The organism is Parabacteroides sp. AF14-59 (assembly GCF_003479515.1).
GTDB lineage: Bacteria > Bacteroidota > Bacteroidia > Bacteroidales > Tannerellaceae > Parabacteroides > Parabacteroides faecis.
The window spans coordinates 38,631-64,851 of sequence record NZ_QUHH01000031.1; the positions used below are offsets into that span (position 1 = coordinate 38,631).

29 protein-coding genes and 1 pseudogene are annotated in these 26,221 nt (G+C 48.1%); 22 read left to right on the forward strand and 8 right to left on the reverse strand.

From position 1 onward, the window contains the following. The first annotated feature begins 146 nt into the window (after nucleotides 1-146). The 10 genes and pseudogenes from DWW23_RS23365 (at nucleotide 147) to DWW23_RS23415 (ending at nucleotide 4,779) form a co-directional block, all read left to right on the forward strand. Nucleotides 147-368, forward strand: coding sequence for a hypothetical protein (locus DWW23_RS23365; RefSeq protein ID WP_122356745.1), 222 nt, complete (start codon nucleotides 147-149; stop codon nucleotides 366-368). Then, nucleotides 365-586: a hypothetical protein gene (locus tag DWW23_RS23370; protein WP_122356747.1), complete on the forward strand. Its 222-nt coding sequence runs from the start codon at nucleotides 365-367 to the stop codon at nucleotides 584-586. Before DWW23_RS23365 ends, DWW23_RS23370 begins: the two co-directional genes overlap by 4 nt. Nucleotides 587-610: 24 nt before the next feature. Next, nucleotides 611-1,024: pseudogene (locus DWW23_RS23375) on the forward strand (hypothetical protein); the annotation flags it as partial. A 496-nt stretch (nucleotides 1,025-1,520) separates the two neighbouring features. Further along, entirely contained in the window at nucleotides 1,521-1,886 is a 366-nt protein-coding gene (locus DWW23_RS23385) for a hypothetical protein (protein ID WP_122356749.1), read from the forward strand. A gap of 20 nt (nucleotides 1,887-1,906) precedes the next feature. Then, the gene (locus tag DWW23_RS23390; protein ID WP_122356751.1) at nucleotides 1,907-2,125 is read left to right on the forward strand and encodes a hypothetical protein; all 219 of its coding nucleotides are present in this window, start codon (nucleotides 1,907-1,909) and stop codon (nucleotides 2,123-2,125) included. 17 nt (nucleotides 2,126-2,142) lie between these two features. Next, complete coding sequence (locus tag DWW23_RS23395) at nucleotides 2,143-3,027, forward strand: hypothetical protein (RefSeq protein ID WP_158583236.1); 885 nt, start codon at nucleotides 2,143-2,145, stop codon at nucleotides 3,025-3,027. A gap of 18 nt (nucleotides 3,028-3,045) precedes the next feature. Then, the gene (locus tag DWW23_RS23400) at nucleotides 3,046-3,249 is read left to right on the forward strand and encodes a hypothetical protein (RefSeq protein ID WP_122356755.1); all 204 of its coding nucleotides are present in this window, start codon (nucleotides 3,046-3,048) and stop codon (nucleotides 3,247-3,249) included. A 22-nt stretch (nucleotides 3,250-3,271) separates the two neighbouring features. Then, nucleotides 3,272-3,916 carry a DUF3164 family protein gene (locus DWW23_RS23405; protein WP_122356757.1) on the forward strand — a complete coding sequence of 215 codons (645 nt, stop codon included), beginning with the start codon at nucleotides 3,272-3,274 and terminating at the stop codon, nucleotides 3,914-3,916. Between the two features lie 8 nt (nucleotides 3,917-3,924). Continuing rightward, a complete protein-coding gene (locus DWW23_RS23410; protein ID WP_147382644.1) occupies nucleotides 3,925-4,395 on the forward strand; it encodes a hypothetical protein in 471 nt (156 codons plus the stop codon). A 114-nt stretch (nucleotides 4,396-4,509) separates the two neighbouring features. Then, nucleotides 4,510-4,779, forward strand: coding sequence for a transposase (locus DWW23_RS23415; RefSeq protein WP_122356823.1), 270 nt, complete (start codon nucleotides 4,510-4,512; stop codon nucleotides 4,777-4,779). On the opposite strand, the gene DWW23_RS23420 is transcribed toward DWW23_RS23415, so the two are convergent. From DWW23_RS23420 to DWW23_RS23430, 3 genes are read right to left on the reverse strand one after another with little or no spacing between them, the layout of a single operon-like run. Beyond that, the gene (locus DWW23_RS23420) at nucleotides 4,769-5,212 is read right to left on the reverse strand and encodes a hypothetical protein (protein WP_122356761.1); all 444 of its coding nucleotides are present in this window, start codon (nucleotides 5,210-5,212) and stop codon (nucleotides 4,769-4,771) included. The two genes, DWW23_RS23415 and DWW23_RS23420, sit on opposite strands and share 11 nt — an antisense overlap. A 2-nt stretch (nucleotides 5,213-5,214) precedes the next feature. Beyond that, nucleotides 5,215-5,820 carry a hypothetical protein gene (locus tag DWW23_RS23425; RefSeq protein WP_122356763.1) on the reverse strand — a complete coding sequence of 202 codons (606 nt, stop codon included), beginning with the start codon at nucleotides 5,818-5,820 and terminating at the stop codon, nucleotides 5,215-5,217. A gap of 31 nt (nucleotides 5,821-5,851) precedes the next feature. Beyond that, nucleotides 5,852-6,109 (reverse strand): hypothetical protein, encoded by a 258-nt coding sequence (locus DWW23_RS23430; RefSeq protein ID WP_122356765.1) that lies wholly within the window; start codon nucleotides 6,107-6,109, stop codon nucleotides 5,852-5,854. A 51-nt stretch (nucleotides 6,110-6,160) separates the two neighbouring features. Here DWW23_RS23430 and DWW23_RS23435 point away from each other — a divergent pair, with 51 nt between their 5' ends. Continuing rightward, nucleotides 6,161-6,403 (forward strand): hypothetical protein, encoded by a 243-nt coding sequence (locus DWW23_RS23435; RefSeq protein ID WP_122356767.1) that lies wholly within the window; start codon nucleotides 6,161-6,163, stop codon nucleotides 6,401-6,403. On the opposite strand, the gene DWW23_RS23440 is transcribed toward DWW23_RS23435, so the two are convergent. From DWW23_RS23440 to DWW23_RS23460, 5 genes are read right to left on the reverse strand one after another with little or no spacing between them, the layout of a single operon-like run. Beyond that, nucleotides 6,400-7,998, reverse strand: a complete 1,599-nt coding sequence (locus tag DWW23_RS23440) for a phage minor head protein (RefSeq protein ID WP_122356769.1) — start codon at nucleotides 7,996-7,998, stop codon at nucleotides 6,400-6,402. The two genes, DWW23_RS23435 and DWW23_RS23440, sit on opposite strands and share 4 nt — an antisense overlap. After that, a complete protein-coding gene (locus tag DWW23_RS23445) occupies nucleotides 7,998-9,356 on the reverse strand; it encodes a DUF935 family protein (RefSeq protein WP_122356771.1) in 1,359 nt (452 codons plus the stop codon). The genes DWW23_RS23440 and DWW23_RS23445 overlap by 1 nt, the downstream gene beginning before the upstream one ends. A gap of 2 nt (nucleotides 9,357-9,358) precedes the next feature. After that, complete coding sequence (locus DWW23_RS23450; RefSeq protein WP_122356825.1) at nucleotides 9,359-9,790, reverse strand: phage protein Gp36 family protein; 432 nt, start codon at nucleotides 9,788-9,790, stop codon at nucleotides 9,359-9,361. Between the two features lie 23 nt (nucleotides 9,791-9,813). After that, entirely contained in the window at nucleotides 9,814-11,382 is a 1,569-nt protein-coding gene (locus DWW23_RS23455; RefSeq protein WP_122356773.1) for a hypothetical protein, read from the reverse strand. Nucleotide 11,383: 1 nt separating this feature from the next. Further along, on the reverse strand, nucleotides 11,384-11,788 hold the full coding sequence (locus DWW23_RS23460) for a helix-turn-helix domain-containing protein (protein WP_222941163.1): 405 nt from the start codon (nucleotides 11,786-11,788) through the stop codon (nucleotides 11,384-11,386). 248 nt (nucleotides 11,789-12,036) lie between these two features. Between DWW23_RS23460 and DWW23_RS23465 the strand changes: the two genes are divergently transcribed. From DWW23_RS23465 to DWW23_RS26830, 11 genes are all read left to right on the forward strand, one after another. Continuing rightward, nucleotides 12,037-13,086 (forward strand): head maturation protease, ClpP-related, encoded by a 1,050-nt coding sequence (locus DWW23_RS23465; protein ID WP_122356777.1) that lies wholly within the window; start codon nucleotides 12,037-12,039, stop codon nucleotides 13,084-13,086. A gap of 21 nt (nucleotides 13,087-13,107) precedes the next feature. Further along, on the forward strand, nucleotides 13,108-14,328 hold the full coding sequence (locus DWW23_RS23470) for a hypothetical protein (protein WP_187576761.1): 1,221 nt from the start codon (nucleotides 13,108-13,110) through the stop codon (nucleotides 14,326-14,328). A 2-nt stretch (nucleotides 14,329-14,330) separates the two neighbouring features. Beyond that, nucleotides 14,331-14,735, forward strand: a complete 405-nt coding sequence (locus DWW23_RS23475; RefSeq protein WP_122356779.1) for a structural protein P5 — start codon at nucleotides 14,331-14,333, stop codon at nucleotides 14,733-14,735. Between the two features lie 14 nt (nucleotides 14,736-14,749). Beyond that, entirely contained in the window at nucleotides 14,750-15,163 is a 414-nt protein-coding gene (locus DWW23_RS23480; RefSeq protein ID WP_122356781.1) for a hypothetical protein, read from the forward strand. Further along, nucleotides 15,099-15,440 carry a hypothetical protein gene (locus DWW23_RS23485; RefSeq protein ID WP_147382645.1) on the forward strand — a complete coding sequence of 114 codons (342 nt, stop codon included), beginning with the start codon at nucleotides 15,099-15,101 and terminating at the stop codon, nucleotides 15,438-15,440. Before DWW23_RS23480 ends, DWW23_RS23485 begins: the two co-directional genes overlap by 65 nt. 1 nt (nucleotide 15,441) lies before the next feature. Then, nucleotides 15,442-15,936 (forward strand): hypothetical protein, encoded by a 495-nt coding sequence (locus tag DWW23_RS23490; RefSeq protein WP_122356785.1) that lies wholly within the window; start codon nucleotides 15,442-15,444, stop codon nucleotides 15,934-15,936. A gap of 3 nt (nucleotides 15,937-15,939) precedes the next feature. Further along, nucleotides 15,940-16,413 carry a hypothetical protein gene (locus DWW23_RS23495; protein ID WP_122356787.1) on the forward strand — a complete coding sequence of 158 codons (474 nt, stop codon included), beginning with the start codon at nucleotides 15,940-15,942 and terminating at the stop codon, nucleotides 16,411-16,413. 83 nt (nucleotides 16,414-16,496) lie between these two features. Beyond that, nucleotides 16,497-16,637 (forward strand): hypothetical protein, encoded by a 141-nt coding sequence (locus tag DWW23_RS23500; protein ID WP_222941164.1) that lies wholly within the window; start codon nucleotides 16,497-16,499, stop codon nucleotides 16,635-16,637. Between the two features lies 1 nt (nucleotide 16,638). Continuing rightward, a complete protein-coding gene (locus DWW23_RS23505) occupies nucleotides 16,639-20,679 on the forward strand; it encodes a hypothetical protein (protein ID WP_122356791.1) in 4,041 nt (1,346 codons plus the stop codon). Between the two features lie 2 nt (nucleotides 20,680-20,681). After that, complete coding sequence (locus DWW23_RS23510) at nucleotides 20,682-21,131, forward strand: hypothetical protein (RefSeq protein ID WP_122356793.1); 450 nt, start codon at nucleotides 20,682-20,684, stop codon at nucleotides 21,129-21,131. A gap of 40 nt (nucleotides 21,132-21,171) precedes the next feature. After that, entirely contained in the window at nucleotides 21,172-26,217 is a 5,046-nt protein-coding gene (locus tag DWW23_RS26830; protein ID WP_233564434.1) for a hypothetical protein, read from the forward strand. The last annotated feature ends 4 nt before the right edge of the window (nucleotides 26,218-26,221 follow it).

A 26,221-nucleotide genomic window follows, 5' to 3' on the forward strand; every position in this document is an offset into this window, starting at 1 on the left:
GTTGTGTATCTGCCCCTGCTGCAATGGCAGGGGACTGATCCTGGACTGGTGGAGTGAAATAATAAAGACAGATGATCCGATCCTGGTGGCCTGTTCCCGATGCGGAGGCATAGGATTGATTTTAATAACAGATAAAAAAGAATAGTATGAAAAAAGGTTTTAAAGTTTTGGCTTTCATTGTGATGTGTGCTGTAATGGCTGTTTTCGGTTTTAAGCAAGGTGCAAGGGTCGGTGCCTTGGAGTCCGAAGTAGAATATTTGCAGTTCATGGACTCCCTTCAGAGTTCCCGGATCGACCTTTTACGGGAACATGTTTTCATGGCTGACTCCATGTTGCTGGAGGCGATTAAAGCAACAAAGGAGCCGTGAAAAGAGACCCGGTAAATTTCATTGTCAGCATTGATGACTCGCTGATGGCGGAGTTCTTCTACTGGTGGACGTATTACGATAAGCCCTGCTCTTTCCAGGTTCAAAAGCCTAAAACGGCAGGACTGACGGCGATAAGGATAACGATAGACAGTAACGAGGCTGCTGATTTTTTACTGAAGGCGAAGGAAAGAACCGGGTGCAAATTATATCAAAAGTGATTTTAACAATTAAAAAAAGTGATTATGGCAAAGATTTATGTAGCAAGTAGCTGGAGAAACGAATACCAGCCGGACATTGTCCGCTTTCTTCGGGAACGGGGACATGAGGTATATGACTTTAGACACCCGGCCGGACACACTGGGTTCCAGTGGTCGGATATAGATGAGGACTGGCAGCAGTGGGGAGTGGATCAGTACAAACAAGCTCTCACGCATCCTATCGCTGAAGCCGGGTTCAAATCGGACTTTGACGCTATGCAGTGGGCTGACGTGTGCGTCCTGATGCTTCCCTGCGGACGCTCTGCACATGCAGAAGCTGGCTGGATGAAAGGTGCCGGCAAAAAGGTGATAGCTTACCAAATATGGCAGGAGGAACCAGAGTTGATGTACAAACTGTTTGACGGTGTTTTTTCCACTGCCGGTGAAATCTGTTTGTTTCTGGAAACATTTGAAAAGGAACAGGCAATTGCTGAAGGGAAAACGGCTGAGTATAAAATAGAGAAGTGGAAAGGCGTGGAAACATATACTCCGGTATTCCCGGATGGCGCCATCATGATAAAAGTGGATGACGCCATAGAACGCCCGGTCGCCATCGTCCCCATGCCGGTCGGTGGTCATGAAAGAGGAACCGAAATTCAGAAGGAAAATGCAGCATTGATAGCGGCTGCTCCAGAACTGCTCGACGCCTGCGAAGATGCCCTTCCTTATTTCGATCCGGATGACGCTGTATATGACACGTTGTTCGACGTGATAGTGAAAGCAAAAAGGAACATTTGACAAATGAAAGGAACGGGGCGGGTTAAGGACACCATTGCCCGCATTAAGAGGGTGTCTTGTGTATGCCTACACCAGTGTTGAAGTTATCGCATAGCTAAGGCTGACAGCCGGGAAAGACCGGTTTTTAGTAATATTCTATAAAGTAAAAAATGAATTTATGAAATTGACAAAAGAAGAAGACCAAGTGGTCTGCAAGTTCTTAAATAATGCAGCGAAAGAGGGTGGTAAAGAAAGGTTTACGTTGATGCAATTTATCCTTATGACGCTATCAGAAGAAGCTATCCGGATGAATGCTGCAGAAATAGCTTTAAGTCAAACTATGGATTGCGAAGGCGAGAAATATAATACACGCATGACCATCCAATATTCCAAAGTTGGTGAAAAAACTTTGGAAGAACGTGCATACGAAATAGCCGACCGGATGCTTTCGTCTGGGTCTGAAAACTGCGATCTCCGGGAAGAATTAAAGAAGGCTGTTCTGGCTGGATATAATTTGCATCATGAAGATTTCGACGATGAATAATAATTTAAATCTGAATAAAAATGAGCAAAGGTGTAATTTTTAAATATGTGGATAAGAATGGAATAACGGTGAAAGCCGTTGCTCTCAATGATGAGCAGCATTCTCAATTCTCTGATTACGGGAAAGTGTTCCTCCGGATATTAGATGATGATTATAATTTCAAAAAGACGGAGGAAGGCAAAGGCATTATAGCTGTTAAGAATGGCGACGAATTGATACAGATAGGATTTTGGGATTAACTAATAACTATTGGGGAATGAGTAAAATAACGAAAGATAAATTTACACGAAAGTGGATAACGGACAATGCCATAGAAATTGTTAGTCGTTATGAGAAAGGAGTACTGACTCTTCGTGGTCTTCATTACCAACTTGTATCAATTGGAATGACAAATAGCATTAAGCACTATAAACGTGTTGTATCTGCCATGATTGACGCACGCTGGGCTGGATTGGTAGACTTTGATACGTTTTCCGACCTTGACCGTACAATGGTTGGAAAAACGAAGTATGAGGAAACAGACCTCTACTCCTCAATCGAAGAAGGCAAAGAGGCGATAAAGAACTGGATGGATATCTACTATAAAAACCGATGGGAGAATCAGCTTTATTACCCAGAAGTATTCATCGAAAAGAAAGCCCTTCAAGGGGTATTCCAAAGTCCATGTACACGTAGCTATGTCGCACTTGGAGCTTGCAAAGGTTATCCGTCACTAACATTCTTAAACGAAGCGTCACAGCGTTTTAAAGAAGCTGAGTTACGAGGGAAGATACCTGTAATAATCTATTTCGGAGACTACGATCCATCCGGTGAAGATATCCCTCGTGCTATTGAAGAGAACATTCGCCGTCTTGGTTGCGAAAGTATTGAAGTGCGTCGAATTGCTTTAATGGAACATCAGGTAATTGAATGGAAACTGCCATCGGCACCGGCTAAAGAAACAGATAGTCGCACCGCCAATTGGGATGGATTAGGTCAAGTAGAGTTAGATGCGGTTAAACCTGAGAAACTACAAAAGATGTGTCGGGATGCAATTGATGAACTTTTCGACCATGACCTTTATTCCGAATTAAACGATCAGGAAGAGAAAGAGAGAGAGGTTTATCGTAACCAATTACGTGAGTTTGTAGGTACATTATAATAATCGAAACAAGAAAATATGAGCAAAATAGAAGAAGCCTTTAGAGGTTTAGGAAGAACAGAGAAAGCGAAGTTTATTTCGCAAAATATTGATTACGCAAATGCTGATGCAGTTGCCAAATATGTAGAATCTTACCTTTTTGATGTTCTTAAGGATGTCGGTAACGATGAGTATGTAGCAATATATCTCAGAGAAAATGGATACAAAGTGACAAAAGATTAATAACCATTTAAAAACAAAGATTATGGATTACGAAAAATTGACAGACAAAGAAAAAGCTGAACTCCGTGCCAGACTTGAAGCAGAGGACAAAGCAGCGAAACTGAAAATTCAGGAAGACCGTGAAACCTACAAAGAACTCGTGGATAAATTTGTAGTCAGTAATGTGAAAAAGTTACAGAACCTGAGCAGCCAGATGGTACTGATCAAGCAAGCCGTTTTTGAGGCTGCCGACACGTTGATCGACATGAAAGATGATCTTTTCAAGACGAAAGCCGATCGTCGCAGCAACACCTTTACCACTCAGGATGGTTTGATGTCCATCACTCTGGGAAACCGCATTAACGAAGGCTGGGATGATACGGTTAATAACGGTATTGCGAAGGTTAAGGAGTACCTGAACTCCCTGGCGAAAGACGAAGACTCCGCCGACCTGATCGACACGGTGATGGGTTTGCTGGCCAAAGACCGCAAAGGCAACCTGAAGGCGAGCAAAGTGCTGGAGTTGAAAAAGCTGGCAGCCAAAAAGCAGAATGAGATGTTCCTGGACGGCATTAGTATTATAGAAGCGGCGTATCGTCCGATTCCATCTTGCCAGTTCATCGAAGTAACCCTGAAGGATGAAAAGGGCAACGAAGTGAAACTTCCGCTTTCCCTGGCGGCTATGTAATGTTGCGTATGGTACAGATTGAAAAAATGTTTAACGAGAAACTGGCACCCATCCTTCGGGTGCTGGACTCTTGTGAAACCCCGGAGCAGCTTGCCAACGCCAGGCGATGGGGTGAAGAAACGCTCCTGTTTGTTGCCGATATGGTAGAAAACAGAGGGACAGTCCCTGAGAAACGATTTGCTAAGACGTATAAATACTGCGTCATCGGCCAAATGAAACAGCGGTACCTGGATAAGCAGGCAGAAATGACCGACCCGGAAGTCCGGACGGTGATCCGGAGGGTGGCGCCTCACATTACGATCTGCCGGAGCTGCGGCGGTACCGGTCTCCAGTACAATCGGACGGACAAAAGCCAGCCTCCATGTGAGTGCCGGTTTTGTAAGGGAACCGGTAAAGTAAAAGTAAGTAGCCATGTTGTCACAAAAGTAAGGCCGTTTGTAGTAGGGAGGGATGATAAATGTGAGCCGCTTACGATGTAGTAACTTAACCCGGTTAATAAGAGCCTGTAAATTTGATGTTTACAGGCTTTTTTAATGGGCATCATTCAGCTTTCTCACATAAAAAACATACTTTTGTATAAGATTTACAGCCAGATGCCAAAAGGAAGGAATAAAGAATTGATAGCAAAACGGGACGAAAAGTTACTCCGCCGGTACTACTACTGGACGGAAGTGCAACGCCTGCGTTTCGATGATGCCCTGAAGGTATTGTCCGAGCAGGAATTTTTCATTTCCGAGGAACGTATCATGGCCATCATCCGGAACAACTGCCGGAAACTTACGGATATCGTTGTCCAGCCTGTACCCAGAGTAAAGAAACCCCGTCTTACGGCTGAACAACTTACCCTTTTTACTAACGAATAGCCGCACTGTCATCATGGTAGGTAAAGCGGAATGTGGTCTCGTAAACCTTCACCTGGTGCGGTAGCGAGTAATCCGTGCTTTTCGTCCTGATCAGCGCACTCATCTCCCTGGAATTCCTGAACCCCTGAAGCATTTTATATAATCGTTTGTTCAGCGCCAGACGCTCCCGGATCTTGTCTGCCGTTCCGGAGGTATAATGCGTATCATCGTAGCAGTCGATAGCCAACTTCACGGTAATACTGCAGACGCCTTTTTGCACGCCGGCACCAATATTCTCCCAGTCAGCTTCAATGTCTCCCATCAGCACACACGGGAAGGTAACCGGATATGTGTCCTCGTCAGTAATCAACTGGCCGTAATCCTCGTCCACGAGTGAAAGTTCCGGCAGGCTTTCCGCAATCCTTTCCTGGATTGATAAAAATACATCTTCCATTTTTAAGAATTTAAAATTTTACGGATTTCCGTTTCTGTTTTGTTAGCGATCTTTTCATCCAGTTCCTTGCTTTCTCCCAGGAACTGGCGTTTCGGCATTTTAATGGAGAGTTTTGTCTTTTTGGTAAGCGCTAACCTCTTCCAATTGACAGCCTCCGGCGGGTCGGCTTCCTCGCCGTTTTTCGTGCCCTCTGTGCCCTTCTTCTTGCCTCCGCCGGCCTGGTAATACTTCGCCCATGCAAAGCGCCGCATTTTGGCCGTAACCGTCGGATGCAATGTTTCTCCCCAATTATGCGCCGGCGCATATACCAGGTCATTGCAGACCTTCACCTTTCCGGCCGATGGTATATACTTGATTGAGCCGTACAACAGGTTCCGGGAACTGAGTAGCGTGCCGTAATTGCTGCCGGCATCCTTTCCTCCGGAAGAGAGCCGCCTGGCCTGCTTCCATTTCTTCAGGCCACCATTGACATACCCTCCTTTACGGAAGTTCTCCTGGTAGTGGTCTTTAGCCAGCCGCCCGGCATGTACCGGCATCTTCCGGCGCATCAGTTCATCCAGTTCCCTGCGCTTTTCCTTTATTTGCCTGACGAAATCTTTTATCTCCATTTAACAGCGTTTGAATAGTGTTTGAACGGTATTAAAGAGCTGCGAATTCCGTCTCCAGGGAATCTATTTTCTTCCTGACCCTATCCCGGTACAGGATTAATATTTCCTTGCCCGGCACCAAATCACCGATGATAATTTTTTCATTCCACGCACTTGACCTGATATCCGTATAAAGCGTATCTTCCTCAGTGATCCCGTTAATGGCCTCTGTCAACAGAGCCAGTTTTTTAGTCAGATAGACAATGTTCTCCTGGATCGTATTGCCCTTTTTTAATGTTTCTAAGTTCATAAGCGTTTGTTTATAAAATAATTATTGTATATTTGCGAAAAATCAATAGATATGCAGCAGAAAATCGACACATCCCGTATGTCTGGTGATGCTCTGTTCGAACATTATGCGTTCGACGGCGAAGACCAGGAGTACCGTAACACGGTGCTTTCGGCATATATGGAACTCAATGATGCGCTTTTCCCTATGCTTGAACAATGCGAGCGTGAGGGTAAACGTATCGTGCTGCGATATGACGACGCCCTGCAGGCCGCCGGTGTTCTTGATTGTCCTTTCGAGGTTACCATTGCCTAAAGTCCTTTTATATATTCCACCATCTCTGCATATAATTCCGGCAGGCACTTTTCAAAGACCTTATTCCCGACAAACGTGTTTTCAAAGCAGTGCGCTATAAATTCCTTCTCCGCCATTCCCGGTATTTTGAAATATGCGGTGTCATGACCGAAGCCATACTTCACGTTAAGAGCCTTTATGGTATCCCTGGCAGACCCGATCTGCTCCATTACATCGCTTTTAGTAATACCCCGCCGGGTGAATGTTTTGATATCCATCCGGTATAGTTTTCGCTGTAAATCCTTCAGGCGTTCGTCAGCATAGGCAATACGTGACATCCTTACTTTTGTGAGTACTTTATCATACCGGTTCGTGGCAGGATTATACGTTTCTTTCCGAACCATGTAGGTCTGCCTTTCATTCATAAAATTCCTTTGCCTTTCCATCAACTCCAGAAGTTCCCGGCTCTTATACATGTTGCGCTGCGCATCGATGGCGTGCCCGAATTCGTGATAGACCACACTCTCCCGGTGCCAGTCGCTCGCCTGGTTCCTTGCATTTTCGGCAATATGCACCATGCGCCGCATCGGTTCCGGTACAGAGACCACCTTACGCCCTTCCTGTACATGCGTCGTGTCCGGCATATAATACGATCCCTTGCCGTTTTTATCAATTTGAAAGCGTACATCCTTACCTGGAGTATTGTCTATCAGGTCGAAGAATTTCTTTTTAAACACGATCTTCTTATCCTTCAGGTACTCGCCATCCGTCCGGAGAGCCTTCGGCATTTGGGGTGATACCATCTTCTTTTCCATTTCCCGGATGAAGTTTTCAACCGCCTCTTTTGCTCCTTTGTATGCCCCGGTAACATAGGGATGATCACGGCTGAAGAGCTTCCCCGTCTTTCCCGGATTACCACCCAGACCGGATGCCGGTTTATCATCAGCCCCACCTGCCGGAAGATTTGCTTCAGGCGTTTCCGGTTCATCCGTAGCAGACAGGCCACACTTGCAGTTCCAGCGGTCACCCGGCCGGTGACGGTTCCAGAAGGGATCGTCGATCGGACGTATCACCCCCCAGAACTGGCGGTGATCCGCTCCGGGATGGATACTGGTACTCTCTATCCAGCGCAGGTTCGGAAGTATATCCTTTTCCCGTTCGAACTGTTTCCATTCCGCTGCCTGGCGTGCCCGGAGTATGGCCGTGTCATATTCCGTTTTGAGCCAGGCGTCCTTATGCTGCGGGTCTACCAGGCTGGCCACATCCTTCTTAAACTGATCGAAACTTTTCAGGTTCCCTTTTTCATCGAGCATCTGCCGGGCGATGTCGTTCTGCCACCGGTGTGTCTTGAATGCGGAGAACACGGCGGCATCACTTTTGAGAGCCTTATAAAAGTCTATGTCCGGATCAGTCGCATCCGGAACCCCGAACCCTTTATCCACAGCCGATGACATTGTATCAAATACCGCATTGAATAAATTCTCTTCAATGTCGCCCATCGGGTTCACGTCCTTTTCATATATGCGCTTCAGGGCTTTTTTTAGGGCTTCATCATCAAAGGTAAAGCTGCTCTCAACCGGTTTAACCTTCCTGGCATCCCGGTACAGATCGTTCATTAAAACTCTAAAGCTGCCCCCTGGTCTCCTTTGGGGGCGTCCGGAAAAAAACCGGAAAACAAATTTTTGAAGAAGTTTTCTTTTTTCTTGTCTATCTTCTCCTGGGCGCTGTCATCCTCTTCCGCTTCTTTTTTCTCCTGTCCGTCCTCCGGCTTTTCAGACGGATCGCCCGGCTGCATGTTTTTTTTGCTCTTCAGTTCCTCGTAATTCTTCGGCTTTTCAATTCCGTAGGTTTCATAAAGATAATCGTCCGAAATAGGCAACCCCATGTTTTTCAACTGCGTATCAATCAGGATACGTGCCGACAAGTCCTTATTTTGCGGTACCACAAAAGAGAACTCCCCGCCGGTGGTGTTCATTCCCAGGTTCGTGAAGACATCCGTCAATTCGTAGTTCAGCACGTTTAACACCATTTCCCGGTCGCTTCTTTCAATCTTGTCCTCCACATTCTGATGCACGGTACCCAGTGCCTGAGTGCCCTTATCGCCGGCCTCGGTGGTCAGCGTGTTACCCAGTTCCAACTTACTGATTTCGTCATTACAGAACTGCAGGAATGACTTGTAAAGATCGCTACTGGCCGCTTTACTGCCGGCATCATGTATCTTTATTTCCGTGCCCTTCGGGTGCATGATGACTGCCGACCCGCCCATATTGAACAGGTCATCCGTCATTTTCCTGCGTGACTCTTCATCCCAGCCGTCATATATTCCCTCCTTTAAGGGATGACCATACAACTCAATGAATTGTGCCCAGTCAGCCATCGCATTTCGTTTGTAAATCACATAAAGAGCTGCCTTCGCCAATAATCCCAGGTCACGAGGATTACCAATCGACACCAGGTCGGCGTAATCGTCGAAGCTGTCCCCGGTGATATCCGTTTGCCGGCGCAGGATGATACGCTTTACCGGATTTACGTGCTTTCTGGGTATCAGGTCGTAGCCGATCCACTCCCCATCCCGAAAGAACTGCATTGTGGATGTTCCGTACTGAACGGTATCCAGCAGGTCGGAGAGGAAACTACGAAACCAGGGCGAGCGTAACTGCTCCCCGATTTTTTCATCAACTTTGCCGTTACGTTTGAATTCGATCGGCGTGTTCAGGATCGGCGATTTCCTTTTCTGGATAACGGCGGAGAGATGCCCGTCAGTCAGTACGTCATCGTAGATGTCATACAGCTTAGACCAGGACGGGAAGTCCACATTCTCCGCCGCCCTGATAGCAGTCATGTAATCGCCTACATCAATGCTCCCCCGACGTGCCTGGGTCAGTATGATGGTTTTTGTACCGGCCTTTTCCGGTTGCCTTCCGACATTACCCTGGACGGTTATTTTATTGAATTTCTTCTTACTCTTTCCCATGATTAAAAGTGATTTATACGTTTTGGATTACTGCGCATCTGGTATGGAGAACAGGCCACCGCTTCTTCTGGAGTCCGTTCGGCCGGCGGAAGTCCATCGACGGAGATATCTCCCCTGCGGACGGCCTTTAGCCATTCTACCGCACGTTCGTAACGGTCTTTACGCATCTGGGAGAGTTTCTGCGGATTATGGATACAGAACAGGTGATACACCGTTATATCCGTACACATCATCAGTACGAGCTGGTTACGCTCCGTACCGGTAGCGGAGAACACCGCATCGCAGTTGTAGCGTCCGGAGAGGTAGCAGCGCATCTCGCTGATCGCCCTCTCCGTACAAATTTCAACCACCGTCTCGTCCTGGCGTGTAATGGCTTCCAGAATATCCCTATGTACGGTGGCGTCAAAGTCTGTTTTTGAAATGAATTTGCCCATTGTCATATATTTAAAAGTGAGTATTATCGGCGGTATTTGTTGAATTTCCGTAGTGCTTTTACCGGTATTGCAACGGCCGGCGTGAGTTGTTCCATCTTCCGTTCAATTACCCGCTTTGCCCCTTCGATGCAGTCCGGCCCGTCTGCTGGGAATTTCAGGGAGAGGTCGAAAAGCCGGAACTGGTCATCCAGGCGTTTCATGTGCGGGTTCTCTTTTTCGTCAATGTTCAGGATCAGGTATCCCTCCCTGTTCAGAGGCTCCAGGTTCGCCTCGATACGGGTCGCCTTATCCGTTTTCTTTTCTTCATCGGGAGTGATGTTTAATGACGCATTTCTTTCCTTCCTTTTCTGGTCAACCAAAGGCATAAATACCTGCCGGAAAAAAGGGTCTTGCAGGGAGTTGTTCTCTATGTAGTTATAGACCGTAGTCCGTCCTGCCACATATTTATTCAATATGAAGTACCAATCTATAAACCCGCTGTTCAGTCCCCGGTCAAGGAATCCCTTTATCACGTACAAGGTGCCATCCAGCATCCCGCAGAGCCAGATGGTTTTTGTAGAGCTTTTTTTAGTCTTATTCTCTCCCGGTGCCGGGTCACCATATACTACCAGGAATTTAAATCTTTTCAGGGAAGGCACTTTGCCGTAAGTGATCTCTTTAAATACCTCCCCTTCCGAAACCGGATTATTGAAGAATTCCTTTTGTGCGGCCGAGGCGCAAACAAGCGAAAGAAACAGGTCTATATCTTCCTCCGAGTTCTTTTGCGGCCATACGGACACGCCGTTCTTGTCCCGTATATTGATGATATCAACGTGTCCGATACCTTTGGACTTTAATTCTTTTGCTTTTGCGATAGCCCTGGTGATGCAGCACTCGGCAGCGATGATGTTCCCGTTAAACAGTATGCGGTAGTTACCTGATACGGACATTGTCGGTATCAATGCTTCCTCCAGCCACTTCCATTTAATCTTTATTCGTTCCGGGTTACGGCATTCTTCATCCGTATCAATATCATCAATGAGAATAAAGTCCGGTCGGAAGTTCTTATTACGTGTACCACGGGGTGATTGTCCGGCACCGATAGCCCTGAAGGAGCATCCGCACATACAGGTGAATTCTCCTGTCTCCCAGTTTCCCGGTTTCTTCTGTATCCCGTAGTCCTGAATGATACGCTGGTTCTCTTCGAAGTTGGCCATGAACGGCAGCAGCAGGCGTTCGGCATTATCCGCCGAGTTTGAGATAAGCAGTACGTTTCTGACTTTGCCGGTCAGAGCCAGTTTGATTATCTCCATCATACTCCGTGCCGATTTGGCAAGCTCCCGTGACCATGCACGCACTTCATACCAACGACTGTGCGACATCAACCGGGCGGTAGCCTTCTTATGGAAATCGGCCGGTTCACAGGTGTAATATTGAGCGAAGTAATACTGGAACCATGCTTCGTCATCCGCTTCAAGCCGCTTTTTCCGTGCCTCAATTTCAGCAACCGAATCGGATGGATCAATGTCCGAGCTTTCCTTGATGGAGGCAACAAGTTCATTCCATACGTCCAGCGCCTGCCGGTCTTTAGGTGTGAGTTTCTTTTTTGCCATATCAGGATAATTTAGATTTTACAAAGGCATCCAGAACCGGGCAGATTTGTTTTGCCTGCTCCGGATCGAAAGTTCTGAGCCATTTTAAAAATTCGCTGAATACGGACGTGATATCAGCCAGTCCGGCCTCCGTTTCCATTTTTTTTATGGCATTGGCGAGTTTAGAAATGGTATCCGACTCCGGTGTGGTCGGGTAGCGTTCTCCCTTCGGCCTGTCACCGATAACCGTGTTCAGCTCTGCCAGTTGACGGTACAAACTTTTTAGCTGTTCCTCCCTTGTTATGGTGATAGACGCCTTCAGGTGTTCCCAGTTTTCCGTATTGATCCACTTGTTAATGGTGATACGTGAAATCCCTACACGTTCGGCTATTTCCGCCTGTGTAAGGTTCTCCTTTATGAAGAGCAATTTTGCCCATTCCTTTTTTTTGCTTATTCGATAATTCTGCCATATTCAGCTTCTTTTTTAGGGCAAAATTGTCATAATAAAGGGGAGAAAAAAAACGGGATACGCATCATGCAACTCTATGTTCATATCATTCATTTTTAAAGTTTTATCATGCTTTTGCGATTTGCATAACGGTAAAAGTTAGCTCAAATTTGCGCAGTAATCGGGCAGGGAAACTGCCGCAAATGACCACTTAAAAACGATAAGGCATGAGCAAATTTTTTAATATGATACCGGGTAAGACGGACTGCTGTATTCTCTTGTACGGCGATATCGGTGATTACGACAAAGTACGCAGCGGTGACGTTGTCCGGGAGTTGATGGAGATGGAGGCATTATATCAGAAGATAGACGCCAGGATAAACAGCAACGGCGGTGACGTGTATAGCGGCATTGCCATCTTTAACGCATTCCGTAACAGCAAATCGGATATAACGCTGTATGTGGATGGTATTGCCGCCAGCATTGCCTCTGCCATAGCTTTGTGCGGGAAGCCGGTTTTTATGAGCCGCTTTTCCAGACTGATGCTACATAGTATCCAGGGAGGTGCCTACGGAAATAAGAAAGAACTGGCCGAAGTCATTAACCAGATTGACTCCCTGGAGAGTACCCTGGCCGAAATGCTCGCTGCCCGTTGTAAAAAGAGCGTGGAAGAAATCAAAGCGGCGTACTTTGATGGCTCCGACCATTGGCTGACTGCCCAGCAGGCTCTTGATGCCGGGTTGATTGACGGCATCTACGACATGGAAGAAACCGTTCCGGAAGACTCAACGCCGGATCAGATATATACCATTTTTAATAACCGACTGCAAAGCCAGTCACAAAATGAAAATCAAATGAACTTAGATGATTTGAGAAAGCGTCCGGCGTTCCAGAACTGTGCGACGGATGATGACGTACTCCGCCAGATCACTCACCTGGAGACAGAAGCGGACAAAGTTCCCGGCCTTGTTACCGAGGTCACCACCCTGAAGGCAAAGAATAAAGTGTATGAGGACAAAGCGGCCGCTGATGCAGAGGCGGAAATCGAAGCCCTTGTAACCACCGCATTCGATGAAGGCCGCATTACCGAACCTCAGAAAGCCACTTATAAGGCTTTACTGAAATCCGACCGTACAAACGCCGAGGCGGCATTGAAAGCGCTGCCGGCAAAGCGTCGTGTCATGAACAACCTGCGTAAGCCTGCCGATGGTTCCGGTTCCAGTCCCTGGGATGCAGAGATGAGCAAAATCCGTAAGCAGAACGGATACGAAGTGTAACCCCTAAAAACAAATGTTTATATGGCAATTATTATTGTAAATACCAATTACGACGGTGAGGTACTGGAAAAGCTGCTCACCAAAGCATCAACCGGTAATGAACTCGTCCAGAAAGGACTGATCCGCCTGGAGCCGGAAGTGACGAAGAAATTCTCCATTCCCCGCATGAAAACGGGTAAGATGTTGCAGAAGCGCAAAGAAATGCCGAAGTTGTCCGACTCCAAAGGCGATTTCAAGTATGACGAAAAGGAACTGATCCCGATGGACTTCATGGCCTTTACCACGTTTAATCCCCGTACCTTCCAGAAAATCTGGCGTAAATGGCAGCCTAAAGGAAACCTGGTGTTCCTGGAACTTCCGCCTGAAGGGCAGAATGAACTGCTGAATGAGATGGGCAAAGTGGTGAACTTCGAACTGGGCGGACACTTCATCAACGGTGTGTACGGTGATGACGATGACCACCTGTTTAACGGTATCCTCACCCGTATGCTTGCCGATCCGGAGGTGATCCGTGTAAAAACGAAAGAGACCAGCATGATTAAAAAGATGCAGGCTATCCGCCAGGCTACTCCGGAGGTTCTCCGTAATGATCCCCGTTTCAAATATATCATGAGCGTGAACGATGCGGATACCTATGATAACGAACTGACCGCCCAGACCGCAAAAGGCGCCAACTGGACAGACCAAAACGCCCAGCGTTTCAAAAACACCACCATTGTGCCGTTATCACAATGGCCTGACGGAGTTATCATCGGTACTATCGCCACGATGGACATCGACTCCAATACCTGGGGTGCCGTAAACCTTCAGGACGACATGGACGTGATCCAGATCGACAAACTGGAAAATGCCGGCGAGCTTTATTTCTTCAAGATGTTGATGACCGCCGATACAAACATCGCTTTCGGTGAAGAGGTTGTCCTGATGGATACTCGTGAGAATAAGGCGGCGAAATTGACCGGTACCACTGTGACGGTGAGCGCCTATTCTTCAGCTATTGAAGCCACCCCGGCGGCCGATGCTTCCTGGAACATCACCGGTGACGCTGCTGTCCTGGGAGCGCACCTGAGAGTCGTAAATAAATCTGCGGACAAAACAATCACGATCGGTGACGTGATGATCGGCGGCGGCAAAACGGTTGATCTGTACTTTGACGGGAAAGCCTGGTTCAGTAGCGACCCGGATGCCGGCAGTGTAGCGGCAGAAGTTCTTCAGCACATCGACGAGGAGGACGGTAACTGATTATGAGCAGGGGACTGAATAATAACAATCCGGGCAACATCCGTAAAAGTCCGACCAAGTGGCAAGGGGAGAAAGTCCCCTCCACTGATCCGGCCTTCAAGCAGTTCACCAGCATGGCTTACGGTTACCGTGCCATGCTGAAGCTGTTGCAGAACTATTCCCGGTTGAACGGATGCAAAACAGTGAGTCAGATGATCAACCGCTGGGCGCCTCCCTGCGAGAACCATACGGACAATTACATCCGGGCAGTCTGTGCCGGTGCCGGTGTACAGCCCGACCAGGTAGTGGATGTGTATAACCGGAATATTATGTGCCGGATTGCTGCCGCCATGAGCAGAGTCGAAAACGGAGTGCCGGCCAACATGGCAGATGTGAATGCCGGCTGGGATTTATTAATTAAACAATGAAAGGGAAAAGTATCATGTACACATGGCTTGAACTCCTGATCGCTTTTATTTCTTCCGGCTGCCTGTTCTCACTGGGCACATGGCTTGTAAACAGGAAGGTGAATAAGGCCAGGCAAAAAAAGGAAATTTTTGATTATTATAAGTCCACCAGTGAGGACTTACAAACCACGTTAGAATCGTTACAGAATGAAAATAGAAAATTATACCGTGCGATCTCCCGTCTGGAGAGAGCTATGTCGATGGTCAGCACTTGTAAGCATTACGCTGATTGCCCTATTCGTGGTGAGCTGCGGAAGTACGAAGAAAATGACCGAAAACACCAGAGTCGTCCGAGACAGCGTGCTTCTGAAAGAAATCCGACAGATGATCAACATCCCGGTACCGGCATCGAGGGTAGAGCTGAAGATACCGACGCAGAGCCTCCATAGCTTGCCTCCCGGCGCATCCTTTACCGGAAAGGAAGGACAGGCCGGGGTAAAGGTTACCGCCCGGAATGACACCCTCTACGTGGCAGCATCCTGCGATAGCCTGCAGCTTCAGTGCGAACGTTACGAAAAGGAATTGACCCGCATCCGGAGTGACACAGACAAGCAGCTCACCGAAGTGAAAAAGAACGGTGTTCAAACAGCGTTCAAATGGTGTTCAATCGGTTTTGTTTCCGGTGTATTATCAATCATTATACTAATCATTTTAAAGAGAAAATAAGATGGAAAAAAAATTCATGTACGGCCTGGACGAGTTTAAATTCAATGGTAAGTCGTTGGGCTATATCGAAGATGAGTCGTTCGATTGGGGTGGAGCCAAAGGTGAGACTACCGAAATCAGAGCCGCCCAAAAAAAGGGCTATCCGGTAAAAATCATTCCAAAGAGCAACGGTACCGTAAAACCCACATTTGATCTGATCGAATTCAACTACGAGAACCTGCAGGCTACAATGGGCGGTACCCTCAAAAAGACGGGTGAAAAGACAACCGGCTGGGCAGCTCCCAGTAAGCTGGTTACCATTACCGGCGAAGTAACTATTGATACGGACTCCGGACAGCGTGTTACGATCCCGAACTGCATGTTGTCGGCGTATATCAGTGGGAACCTGAACCTGACCAGCGTGTCTAAAATCAAGTGCGAACTGGGTATTGCGGAACCGGCCGATGGTAGCGATCCATTCACCATCGATGACATTCCGGCTGAAGGAGGCGCTTAAAATATGAATGTGGAACTGGAAGCAGCGGAAGCGCTGCTGGATATAGGTGTTTCCCTACCCTTAAAAGCGGTCAGAATACCTTTTACCGGCAAGCGCTTCGCCTTACGCATGACAATGAAACGGCCGTGCCTGGGCAATCAGATAAGGATTGCCCGGCACTACCTGAAGATCGGGTTCACCTACGAAGAAATGAAAGCCTTCAACAAACACGAAGAAATGGTTTTCCTGGCTAAACATGGGGCACGGGTTAGTAAGATGATAGCACTAACCATTTGCCGGGGCGCCTTTTCCGGTTGGTTCCTTTCGCCCTTTATGGCCTGGTTTATCCGTTGGTTTGTTCCTGACGCTTTTATTCAGGGTGCCAACCTCCGTTTTATCACCCTGCTGGGGACAAAGGATTTTATGAATATTATCAGATCAGCCGAAATAGCGAATCCGCTCCGGCCGAAACTGAGCCAAAAAGGAAAGGGGAGTTAAGTGGCCGGGTTGTCGGCTCCCATAGCCCCTTTGGTGTCATCTGGCAGATTGCTACTGCTACCGGATGGAGTTTATATTATATAATGTGGAAAGTAAACTATCAAACCCTGGTCATGATGTCGGCCGATGCCGTTCGTTATGTCAGCGGTAAAAATAAAGAGAATAATAAAAAAGGTCAAGGCAGCGGTGCCCTGGGCTATTTTCAATCACGATTAAAAAAGTAATATGAAACCTGTTGAGATAGAATTCATCATGCGAGACAAACTGACTGACGGACTGGATAAAGCCGGCCAGGCAGCCACGTCTATGGGTGATAAAGTAGCCCAGACCGCTGACCAGGTGAAAGCGAAAATCACCGAGCAGAAGTCTGTCATCAACCAGGTAGAGCAGGATTTAAAGAATTTAGAAAAACAATATGCCAAGATGGCGCCGGGAGCCGGTCAGGCTGAAATGCTGGCTGAGATCAACGCTTGTAAAAAGTGCCTGGACGAAGAGAAAGCGGCGCTCCAGGGAGTGGAGAAAGAATACGAGCAGACCCGTGCCTCCGGTAAACGTCTATCCATGCAGCTCCGTGAAATGCAGGATGCGATGGCGAAAATGCGGTTGGAAGGAAAAGAGACCACACCGGAATACCAGAAGATGGCAGCCGCAGCCGCCAACCTGGCTGATACGATCGGTGATCTCCGGACGCAAACGAACATCCTGGCCAACGATGACGCCAATTTGCAGGGAGTCATCTCCGGCGTGAACGGTCTGGCCGGCGGCTTTACTGTCGCTACTGGCGTGATGGGCGTTTTTGCCTCCGAAAATGAAGACCTGATCAAAATACAGACGAAGGTGCAAAGCGTCATGGCCATCACGATGGGACTCCAGCAGGTGATGAATGCCCTGAATAAGGACTCCGCATTTCGCCTGGTGACTGTCGTGAAAATGAAAAACATGCTCACGGCCGCCAATACCCGGTTAGCTGCTTCCCTGGGCATATCGACCGTTGCCGCACAAGCGCTGATGGCAACCCTTACCCTGGGGCTTTCCGTCGTTGTTACCGGTCTTATCATTGCCTGGGACAAATACTCCGATGCCCAGGCCAAAGCAGCCGCCAAAGCGGCCGAACGTGTCGAAATTGAGAAGAACGGCCGTGCTGAGATGCTGAAAGCCCGTGTGGAGATTGATAATACCAAACGTGCCCTAAAAGATTTTAATGGCACCAAAGAGCAGGAAAAGGTAAAGGTTGAAGAGTTAAATCGTAAGTACGGCGAAACGTTCGGCTATTACAAAACGGTAGGTGAATGGTACGACGTGCTGCAGCAAAAGGGTGAGGACTATATTCAAATGCTGTTCCTCCAGGCGAAAGCCCAGAGCCTCGTGAATAAAGCCGTCGAAGCAGATGAAAAGGTTAATAAAGCCGAAGCCACTCCGGAGGCAGAGTACGATACCTGGTGGGGATATGGAGGTAAAGTAGACCGTTTTTTCTCTTCCAATAAAGGTTATAAAAACAGTAATAACGGTAAGTGGAAAAAAGAGGAAGCCGTCAAGGCTGCCAAAGAGGAAAAGCAAGCGTACCTGGATGAAGCCTCCAAGCTCCAGGACGAACTGGCCGCTCTGAAGAAAAAGTCGAAACTGGGCGACTTCGTGCCTGATCCGAAAGACCCGAAGGAGAAACCGGCCAATAATCTGGCCGAGCTGGAGGTCAAAGCCCGTATGAAAATAGAAGAGCAAACCCTGGCTCTACGAAAGGACGGATACGACAAACAGCGTGCCCAGGCTGCGCATGAATTCGAACTGGAGAAACAACGGATTGACAAAGAAGAAAAGGAACGCCTGGCCATCTATGAAAAGCTGAAAAAGGCCGGCGTAAAAGTCAAGCCCGAAGAAAAACAGATTATCTCTGCCCAGGCCGGTGTCCAGCGGGTGAAAGCCGCCCAGTTGTATGACCGGGAACTGGAGGAACTGGATAAGAAGGAACGGAAGGACAGGGAGGACAGTTTAAAGAAACTTCTGGAACCCTACCGCAACTTCGCCCAGCAGCGTCTGGATATTGAGAAAAAGAGCCAGGATGATATTGCCAAATTGCAGGCGCAAACTTCTGCCGCCCGGTTGAAAAAAATAGGCGATGAGATGACCGCCGCTTTCGGTAACGGGAATGTAGACCTGCTCGCCCGTCCCCAGATCGACGCAGCCAAATTAGTAGAAGCAGGTTGGAAAGATGCCGGTGAAGGTATCGCTACCGTATTCAGTAGCCAGTATGGCATTGAGGATGCCTCCGGAAAGAAAACGGAGATACTTGTCACGCCGATATTGCCCGATGGTACCGTGCTTTCAGAAAAAGAGCTGCAGGAATACGTTGATAACGTCCTGAATGGTGCCGATGATCTGCTGGCCGCCGACACCAAAGGTATCGTTATCAGTGTCGGTGTAGATGCTGACGGTTCTGCCGGTGAGATGCTCCATGAGTTCCAGGAGCAATACTATGACCTGCAAAACAATACATCAGAGAACGCCGACGTGGACGGTCAGATAGCCGCAGCCATCGTGCAGGCCGAGCAGGTGAAGAATGACAACCTGGCTGAACTTGACCGGGTATATGCCGAGAAAGATGTCTATTTCCAGGCATTGATGTCCCAATTGAGCAGCATGAGTCTAACCCAATTGGAGAAAGCGCTGGAAGATGCAGAAAAGGCACTTCATGACAGCGAACTGGGTAATGGTAAAAATTCCAAAGAGACAGCGGTCGCCCGTGCTAAAGTAGCCGCCCTGAAGGACGAGATAAAATACGTGAAGGCGGAGAACGAGACAAAGGCTCCGGACGATGCCAAAAAATGGAAGAAAAACTCCCAGGCCATTAAACGCTGTAAAGCCGAGATAGATGGCATGATCGACAGCATGGACTTCCTGGATGAAGGGACGAAAGCCGCTCTCCAGGCATGTAGTAATGTTGCCGGCGGTGCCATCGCCATGATTGACGGAATAAAGACATTAAGTGTGAGCGCCGGGGAAAGTATCTCCGCCGTCGAGAAGGCATCCGTTATTCTCGCTATTGTCGGTGCCGCCATCCAGATCATGACCGCCATCTTCAGCATGGGCGCCCAGGCGGAAAAACGACACCAGCAGGCACTGGCGGAAGTAGCGGCCAACAAACTGGCCATGCAGCGGGAATACAACCTGCTGTTACTCCAGCAGAACCTGCTGATGAAAGAGGCGGAGAACATCTTCGGTGAGCAGTCGATTGCAAAGGCGGCCAGGGCTGTGCAAGTGTACCGGGATGCCATACAGGCATATAAGGATGAACTGAAAGGTGAAGCCCCCGAAAAGAGACTCAACCCCTTTAACCTGAAGGGCAGCCTGGACGAATTCAATAAGCAAAAGACGGCTTATGAACAGGGAATACGTGGGCTTTATAATGTCACCGTTAAGACCGGCCATAAAAAAACCGGTTTGTTTGGTTGGGGCAAAGGAAAGGATATCTATACCGGTGTACTGCAAGTTTACCCTGACCTGATTGACGGGGAAAACCGTCTGAACATGGAGCGTGCGAAAACGATCATCAGCACGCAGACCATGTCGGACGAAAATAAGAACTTACTGCAAAGCCTGATTGATTTACAGGAACAGGCCGACGAAGCCCAGCAGGCGCTCTGGGATTATCTCCAGGATACCTTTGGCTCTTTGGGTGACGGCATGATGGACAGCATCGTGGATGCTATCAAAACCGGGAGTGATGCCTGGGAGAGCTTCGGCGACAAAGGTGCCGAGGTGCTGGAGAACCTCGGCCGGCAGATAGCCTATTCCCTCTTTTTTGCGGGCAAATTTGATAAGCTGCAGAAGCAATTGGAGGAAGCCTATGGCAGCGGTAAATCGGAGGAACAGATAGCGAAAGACGCTATGAACATCATGGGTGATTTCTATGCCGGCATCGGTAAAGACATGGATAACGCCGAAGAGTTTATGGAAAATTGGAAATCCGAGGCCGCAAAGCGTGGGTTCAATCTGTGGAAGGATGACGGAGACAGCCAGCAAAGCGGAAAGTCCGGATCATTCCAGACAATGGATCAGGAAACCGGCACCGAGCTGAAAGGTTTGTTTACCTCCGTGCAGCAACATGATGCAAATATAGACGAAAACGTGCAGTATGTCAGTGATGAGCTGCACCAGTCGACGGAGTACCTGAGAGAGATAGCCGAGAATACGGCCGGATGCAATGAAAAATTAAAAACCATTTCCGACGAAGTCACAACGATGCGGAGGGATGGTATAAAAACACAGTAGCCATGAATATACTGGAAGGATTACTTTACATCAATGGCGGCGACGTCTATAAGAATTACGGCGCTTTCCTCACGGAAGACAAAGCCGGTGACAACACCAATTATGCCGCCCTGTTGACTCCACCGAAGATGAAAGCCTATGTGGCGGTTACGTTCCGGGAGCAGGACGGCGAGAAACTGCCGGATAAATTAACGCCGGCCTTTGAGGCGAGGGATGTCACACTCCAGTTCGCCATTGTCGCTGACGGTAAGGCAGACTTCATAAAAAAGTATCAGGATTTCCTGGCCGTACTGAAATCCGGCTGGTTGGAAATCCGGCTGCCGGAACTGAACCGAACATACCGGATGTATTATAAGGAGTGTTCCGGATATGATCAGCTCACGCCCTTGGAAGGTGAAGCGGTGGCCGCAAAGTTCAAAGTGAAATTCAGGGAACCCGTTCCCTCAATATAGTATTTAAACAACGTTCAAATAGTGTTCAAACAGTATTCAAATGGAAATTAAGATATACAGTCAAAACGGAACATTACGGGCATCCGTACCTCCCGCTGATAGTTCGACCGTAAACGAGGAATTGATGTCAGACCACGTGCTGACCCTCTCTTTTACGCACTTCGAATACATCCGCCTGAAGGTGAATGACTATGTGGATTTCCTGGGTAAGCGCTACTGGCTGCTAAAGAACTACCGCCCGCAGAAAAAATCCTCCGTTGAGTACCAATATGACGTAAAGTTTTACGGCATCGAATCCAAGTTAAAAAAGGGACTCGTCCTGAAGATGGTAGATGGTGACAACTCCACATCCTTCTCACTGAACGATAGCCCGGCACAGCATCTGCAGTTGTTTATCGACAATATGAACCGTATAACCGGGAGCGACGTGTGGGCGATCGGCCAGGTGATCGACGCCCCGAACCTGAATATAGAGTATGACTGCGTTTCTGTTTTTGATGGTCTGGGTAAACTTGCTGAAGGTACCGGTACCGAGTGGTGGGTGGAAGGTTACACAATGAACCTATGTCGTTGTGAGCATGGAGACCTGCTGGAGCTGGGCTATGGCAAAGGCTTGTTAAGTGTCAGTAAAGACAGTAACGACAATGCGCCTTTTTTCACGAGGTTATATCCGATTGGAAGTACCAGGAATATCGACCGTACCAAATATGGCAGTTCCCGGTTACATCTTCCCGGCGGTGCCCAGTATGTGGAGCAGAATACAGACCTGGGCATCGTGGAGTATTCCGAAGAGTCCGCCTTCAAAGATATTTATCCCAGACGTGTCGGCCAGGTAGGTATCGTCCGGAGCGAAAAGAAAATGATTGAGGACGTAGAACGTGATATCTATTATTTTACTGATCCCGGCTTGACGTTTAACCCTGATGACTATGAAATCGCCGGTTTGGTGAAGATGGTTAAATTTCAATCCGGAGAACTCAATGGACAGGACTTTGAAGTCAACTGGCATAATGATACGAAAGAGTTTGAAATCATCAACCAATACCCTTATGAAAATCAACAACTGCCCGGTGGCCGGCTGATCCCGAAAACCGGAAACGATTATGTGCTGTATAACCTTCGGATGCCGGATGAGTATTATAAACTGGCCGAGGAAGAACTGGCCGCTGCCGTTGCTGATTTCTTGAAAAAATATAGTATTGATACGGCTGTTTACAAGGCACCGACCGATTACGTCGACTTTGAAAAACGGGAAATAAACCTGAAGATAGGGCGCCGGGTGCGTCTTTATAGTGAATATTTCGATGCCGGGTACCAGGATAGTCGTGTCGTATCAATCAGTCGTAAGTTGAACAACCCGTGTTCAATGGACATCGGCTGTTCTATGGCCGTCAGCAGCACGAAACTGAGTAAGATGGAGAATAACATCACCGAGATACAAGCTGCCTTTAAAGAGCAGCTTAATAAAGATGTTCTCCAGGTACTGAAGTCTTGGAACAGCGCTGATCCGAGTGAATACAATGTATTTTCTTCCCGTCGTTCCATGCGTGAATTCCTTCTGAAAAATCAGCCGGACGAAGCGAAAGCATATATCAATTTCATGCGGGGGCTGGGAGTCTGCGGCAAGTTGTTCAATGACATCCTGCGTGTCGGAGACAAAGCGGAAGCCAGTAATCAGAGCGTGTATTCCTCTCTCCGGACTGACAAAGAGATAGAGGCCGCCATTGGGGAACTGGATGATAAATATCTCCGGAAAGATATAGAGGACACCGCACGGGAACTGATCCACTTTTTAAAGGGCATAGACGTAAAAGGAGCCGGTGTATTTCATGACAGTGTAAACTCCCCTGATTTTGCGTCCGGGTTCCTGAACGGCAAAGGCTGGGCAATCCTTCTACGGGAAGTGATGAATGTTGCCGGGGCTAAAGAAAAGAAGTCCTACGCCGAATTCGATGAGGTTACGATCCGGGGAGCGCTCCGTGTATTTGAACTGATCATCAATCAACTGAAAGGCGAGGGTGATAACTCGGTTTTTTCCGGCATGATGAAAGTGGATCATGTGGATATCCCAAACAAAAAGATATACTTGGACACCGGTGGCGGCCTGTTGTATAATCCATTCTGGGTAAACGACTGCCTGGAATGCCAACGCTTTGGCGGCCGTCCGGCTGCAGGAAACGACTATAACGTAATGAAGCATTACGAGCTGGTTGTAGATGGCAGCGGCATCGGGTCGGACGCTCAGGGTGAGAACCGGTTGGACTGGATCACCTATAACAGTTTTACAGGGAACGTGGCCGATATTGCAAAGGGCGATGTCCTGGTACGCATGGATAACCTGACGAACCCTGACCGTAAAGGCATCATCATGAACACGACCGTTGGAGCCTTTGCCCCATATACGGACGTTTTGTACGGCGCCAAAACAGACCCGGACAATGCCATCAAAAGCAGAACCGGGAATCTCGCCGGCATATATAATACCTGGTTCGGATGGCTCAAAGGTTTCGGCCAGTTCATTGAGAACCTGTATGCCATCGGTGAGTTCCACTTTAAAAACGGTGAGAACATCCAGACCCGGCTCGACATGATGGAGAATTTGTTCCGCATCGATATGCAGAATAAGACGTATAACATGAGTGAGAAGGATAACTTCCTGAAGAATGCCTCTTTTACCGAGAACCTCGACGGATGGGAACGTGAGAACCTGATCCGGACATATACGGCAGGTGGCAAGCTGTTAATGTTCAACCGTAACCTCTTCGCACAAAAAGACAAGGTATCCGGTATTGTGAACCTGGATGGCCGCAACATGCTCCGGATTAAGAATAGTGGTATCCGCCAGGCAAACGCCGATGTACGCAAGCCAGAACCGGCCACGAGTGTCCTGTATCTGACGTTCAAATACATTTGTAAAAATGGCGGAACATTGACTGCCGGCTTTGAAGGGTCAGACCAGACGGAAGGACGCCTGCCGTTTATTGTTGAGTCGTTGGAGGAAAACATCGAAACCCAAAGCCTGGAATATTCCGGTTCATGGGATGGAACCGGCGACTTTGTCCTGAAGTTTACCGGTGATATCTACATCGACGTGCTGGCACTTACAAACCGGCCATTAGATGATTTTAAAATCGAAGTAGGCACACGCTTTGAGCAGACGGCCGAAAAAATCGGTCTCCTGGGGGAAAGGATAGATGCAACTAATAAAACGGTTACGAACCTGGGTATCGAGCTGGATGCCGCTAATGAAAATATACGCCTGTGGGGTGAGAAGACTGATAAGATAAATGCGACCGTCACGCAGATCGGCATTGATCTGGACATGGCTGAAGAAACGTTAGGGCTGTATGTAAAAAAGACGGATGACATAAATAATACTGTCGCTGATCTGGGACTGCGTATGAAAGCTGCCGAAGGCGAGCTGGAGCTGTTTTCAAAGTTTGAAGATAAAGCAAACGGACTACTTACCAGCCTGGGCACCCGTATGAATTCGGCTGAAGGAACACTGGAAACCTATGCTACCCGGTTGAATAAACTGGACGGTACGACCACCAGTCTGGGAAACCGGATGAATGCCGCCGAAGGGACACTGGACACGTATGTGAACAAAACCAACGCTATCGACGGAAGTCTTACCAGCATGGGCACCCGTATGAACGCCGTGGAAAAGAAGTTCACGAACTATGTATTGACAGACACCTTTAACGGGACGGTGGGCGACATAAACGTCACCCTGAACCGTCACTGGTCTGCCATAGAGCAAACAGATAAGAACCTTCTGCTTTCAATCAATAAGGCTACCGGTTACCCGCTGAACAAAGATGTGAAGTTTGTAAAAGGTATGAATGGTATTTCCCGGTATAACAATTCAGGAGGCGAGGCTGTGACGGTAACACGTTACGAGACGGCCAAAGACAGCGGCGTGTTCCAGGTACGCATTCAAAAGGTAGTAGGGAATTCCAGCCCCGGACTGGGCGGGTTTACCTTCTCCACCCAAACCCGTGTAAACGCCGTTTATGAAGCCCGTTTCACCGCCAACGTACCTAAAGGTTACAGGCTGAATTTTGCCAGCAATGCCACCGGAAACAACGGGCGTAGTCAGTGGATCACTGACAACACCGGAACCGGCGACTGGAAAGAATACCGTTATCAGGTCTTTTGTGGTGACTCCGGTAGCTTTTCGACGACAAACTTTTTTTATCTGACGAAAGATGTGCCGACCGGGCAAACTAATGATGACTATAATACCGTCGTCACTTGGTACCTGAAGGAGGCGACGGTGTTTGATTTATCCGGTTATGAAGACCCGGTAACATATATCAACCTGACGGAAGACCTGGCAAAGATCAAAGCTAAACGGATCGAACTTGAAGGGCTTGTAACGGTCAATTCAAAGTTTAAGGTATTGCAGGACGGCACCATCGAAGCGGTGGACGGAAAATTCAGCGGCACCCTTACCGGTGTCACCGGCTCCTTCAAATCACTGAACTGTGTAAACAGTGAAGGCAAGACCGTAGGCGGTATTTCTTTCGGTACGGACGGGAAAATGTGGTTCAGCGGTGACATGTATCATCAAGGTTGGGACTATGCCAAAAACCGAAATTATCGCTTGTATTCAACAAATATATGGTGTCGTGGGAATTTTGGCGCTTCCGGACGGAACACGCTGGTCGTACTGGGTAGTTATGGCTATTTCTATGTAAATGGCCTGAATAATGAAACCGGAAAGGTTTACGTATCTCTTGTTTCCGCCCAGTCATCCAACAACGAAACCTATTATACAATTCCCTTGTATGGAACGTCAGGTGACGCTGCCGGCTACCCTGTCGATTTGGTGATTATCAGGACGGCTGGCACATATAGATATTTATTGAGTGGGGATAAAAGTCAAAGGGTTACGGTCGTAAATGCCCATGACCAGAATAATAATATCTATATCTACTCAAACGGCGGGAAGGTGCAATGGAACGGGGGAGAAATAGCAGATTGCAGAAACATAGAAGATTTCATGACCCCGGTACCGGCTACGAACCTGCTCGGCCGGGGGTGGATAGTCGGGGCTTTCCGTGATAGCAATTGGTCTTAACATT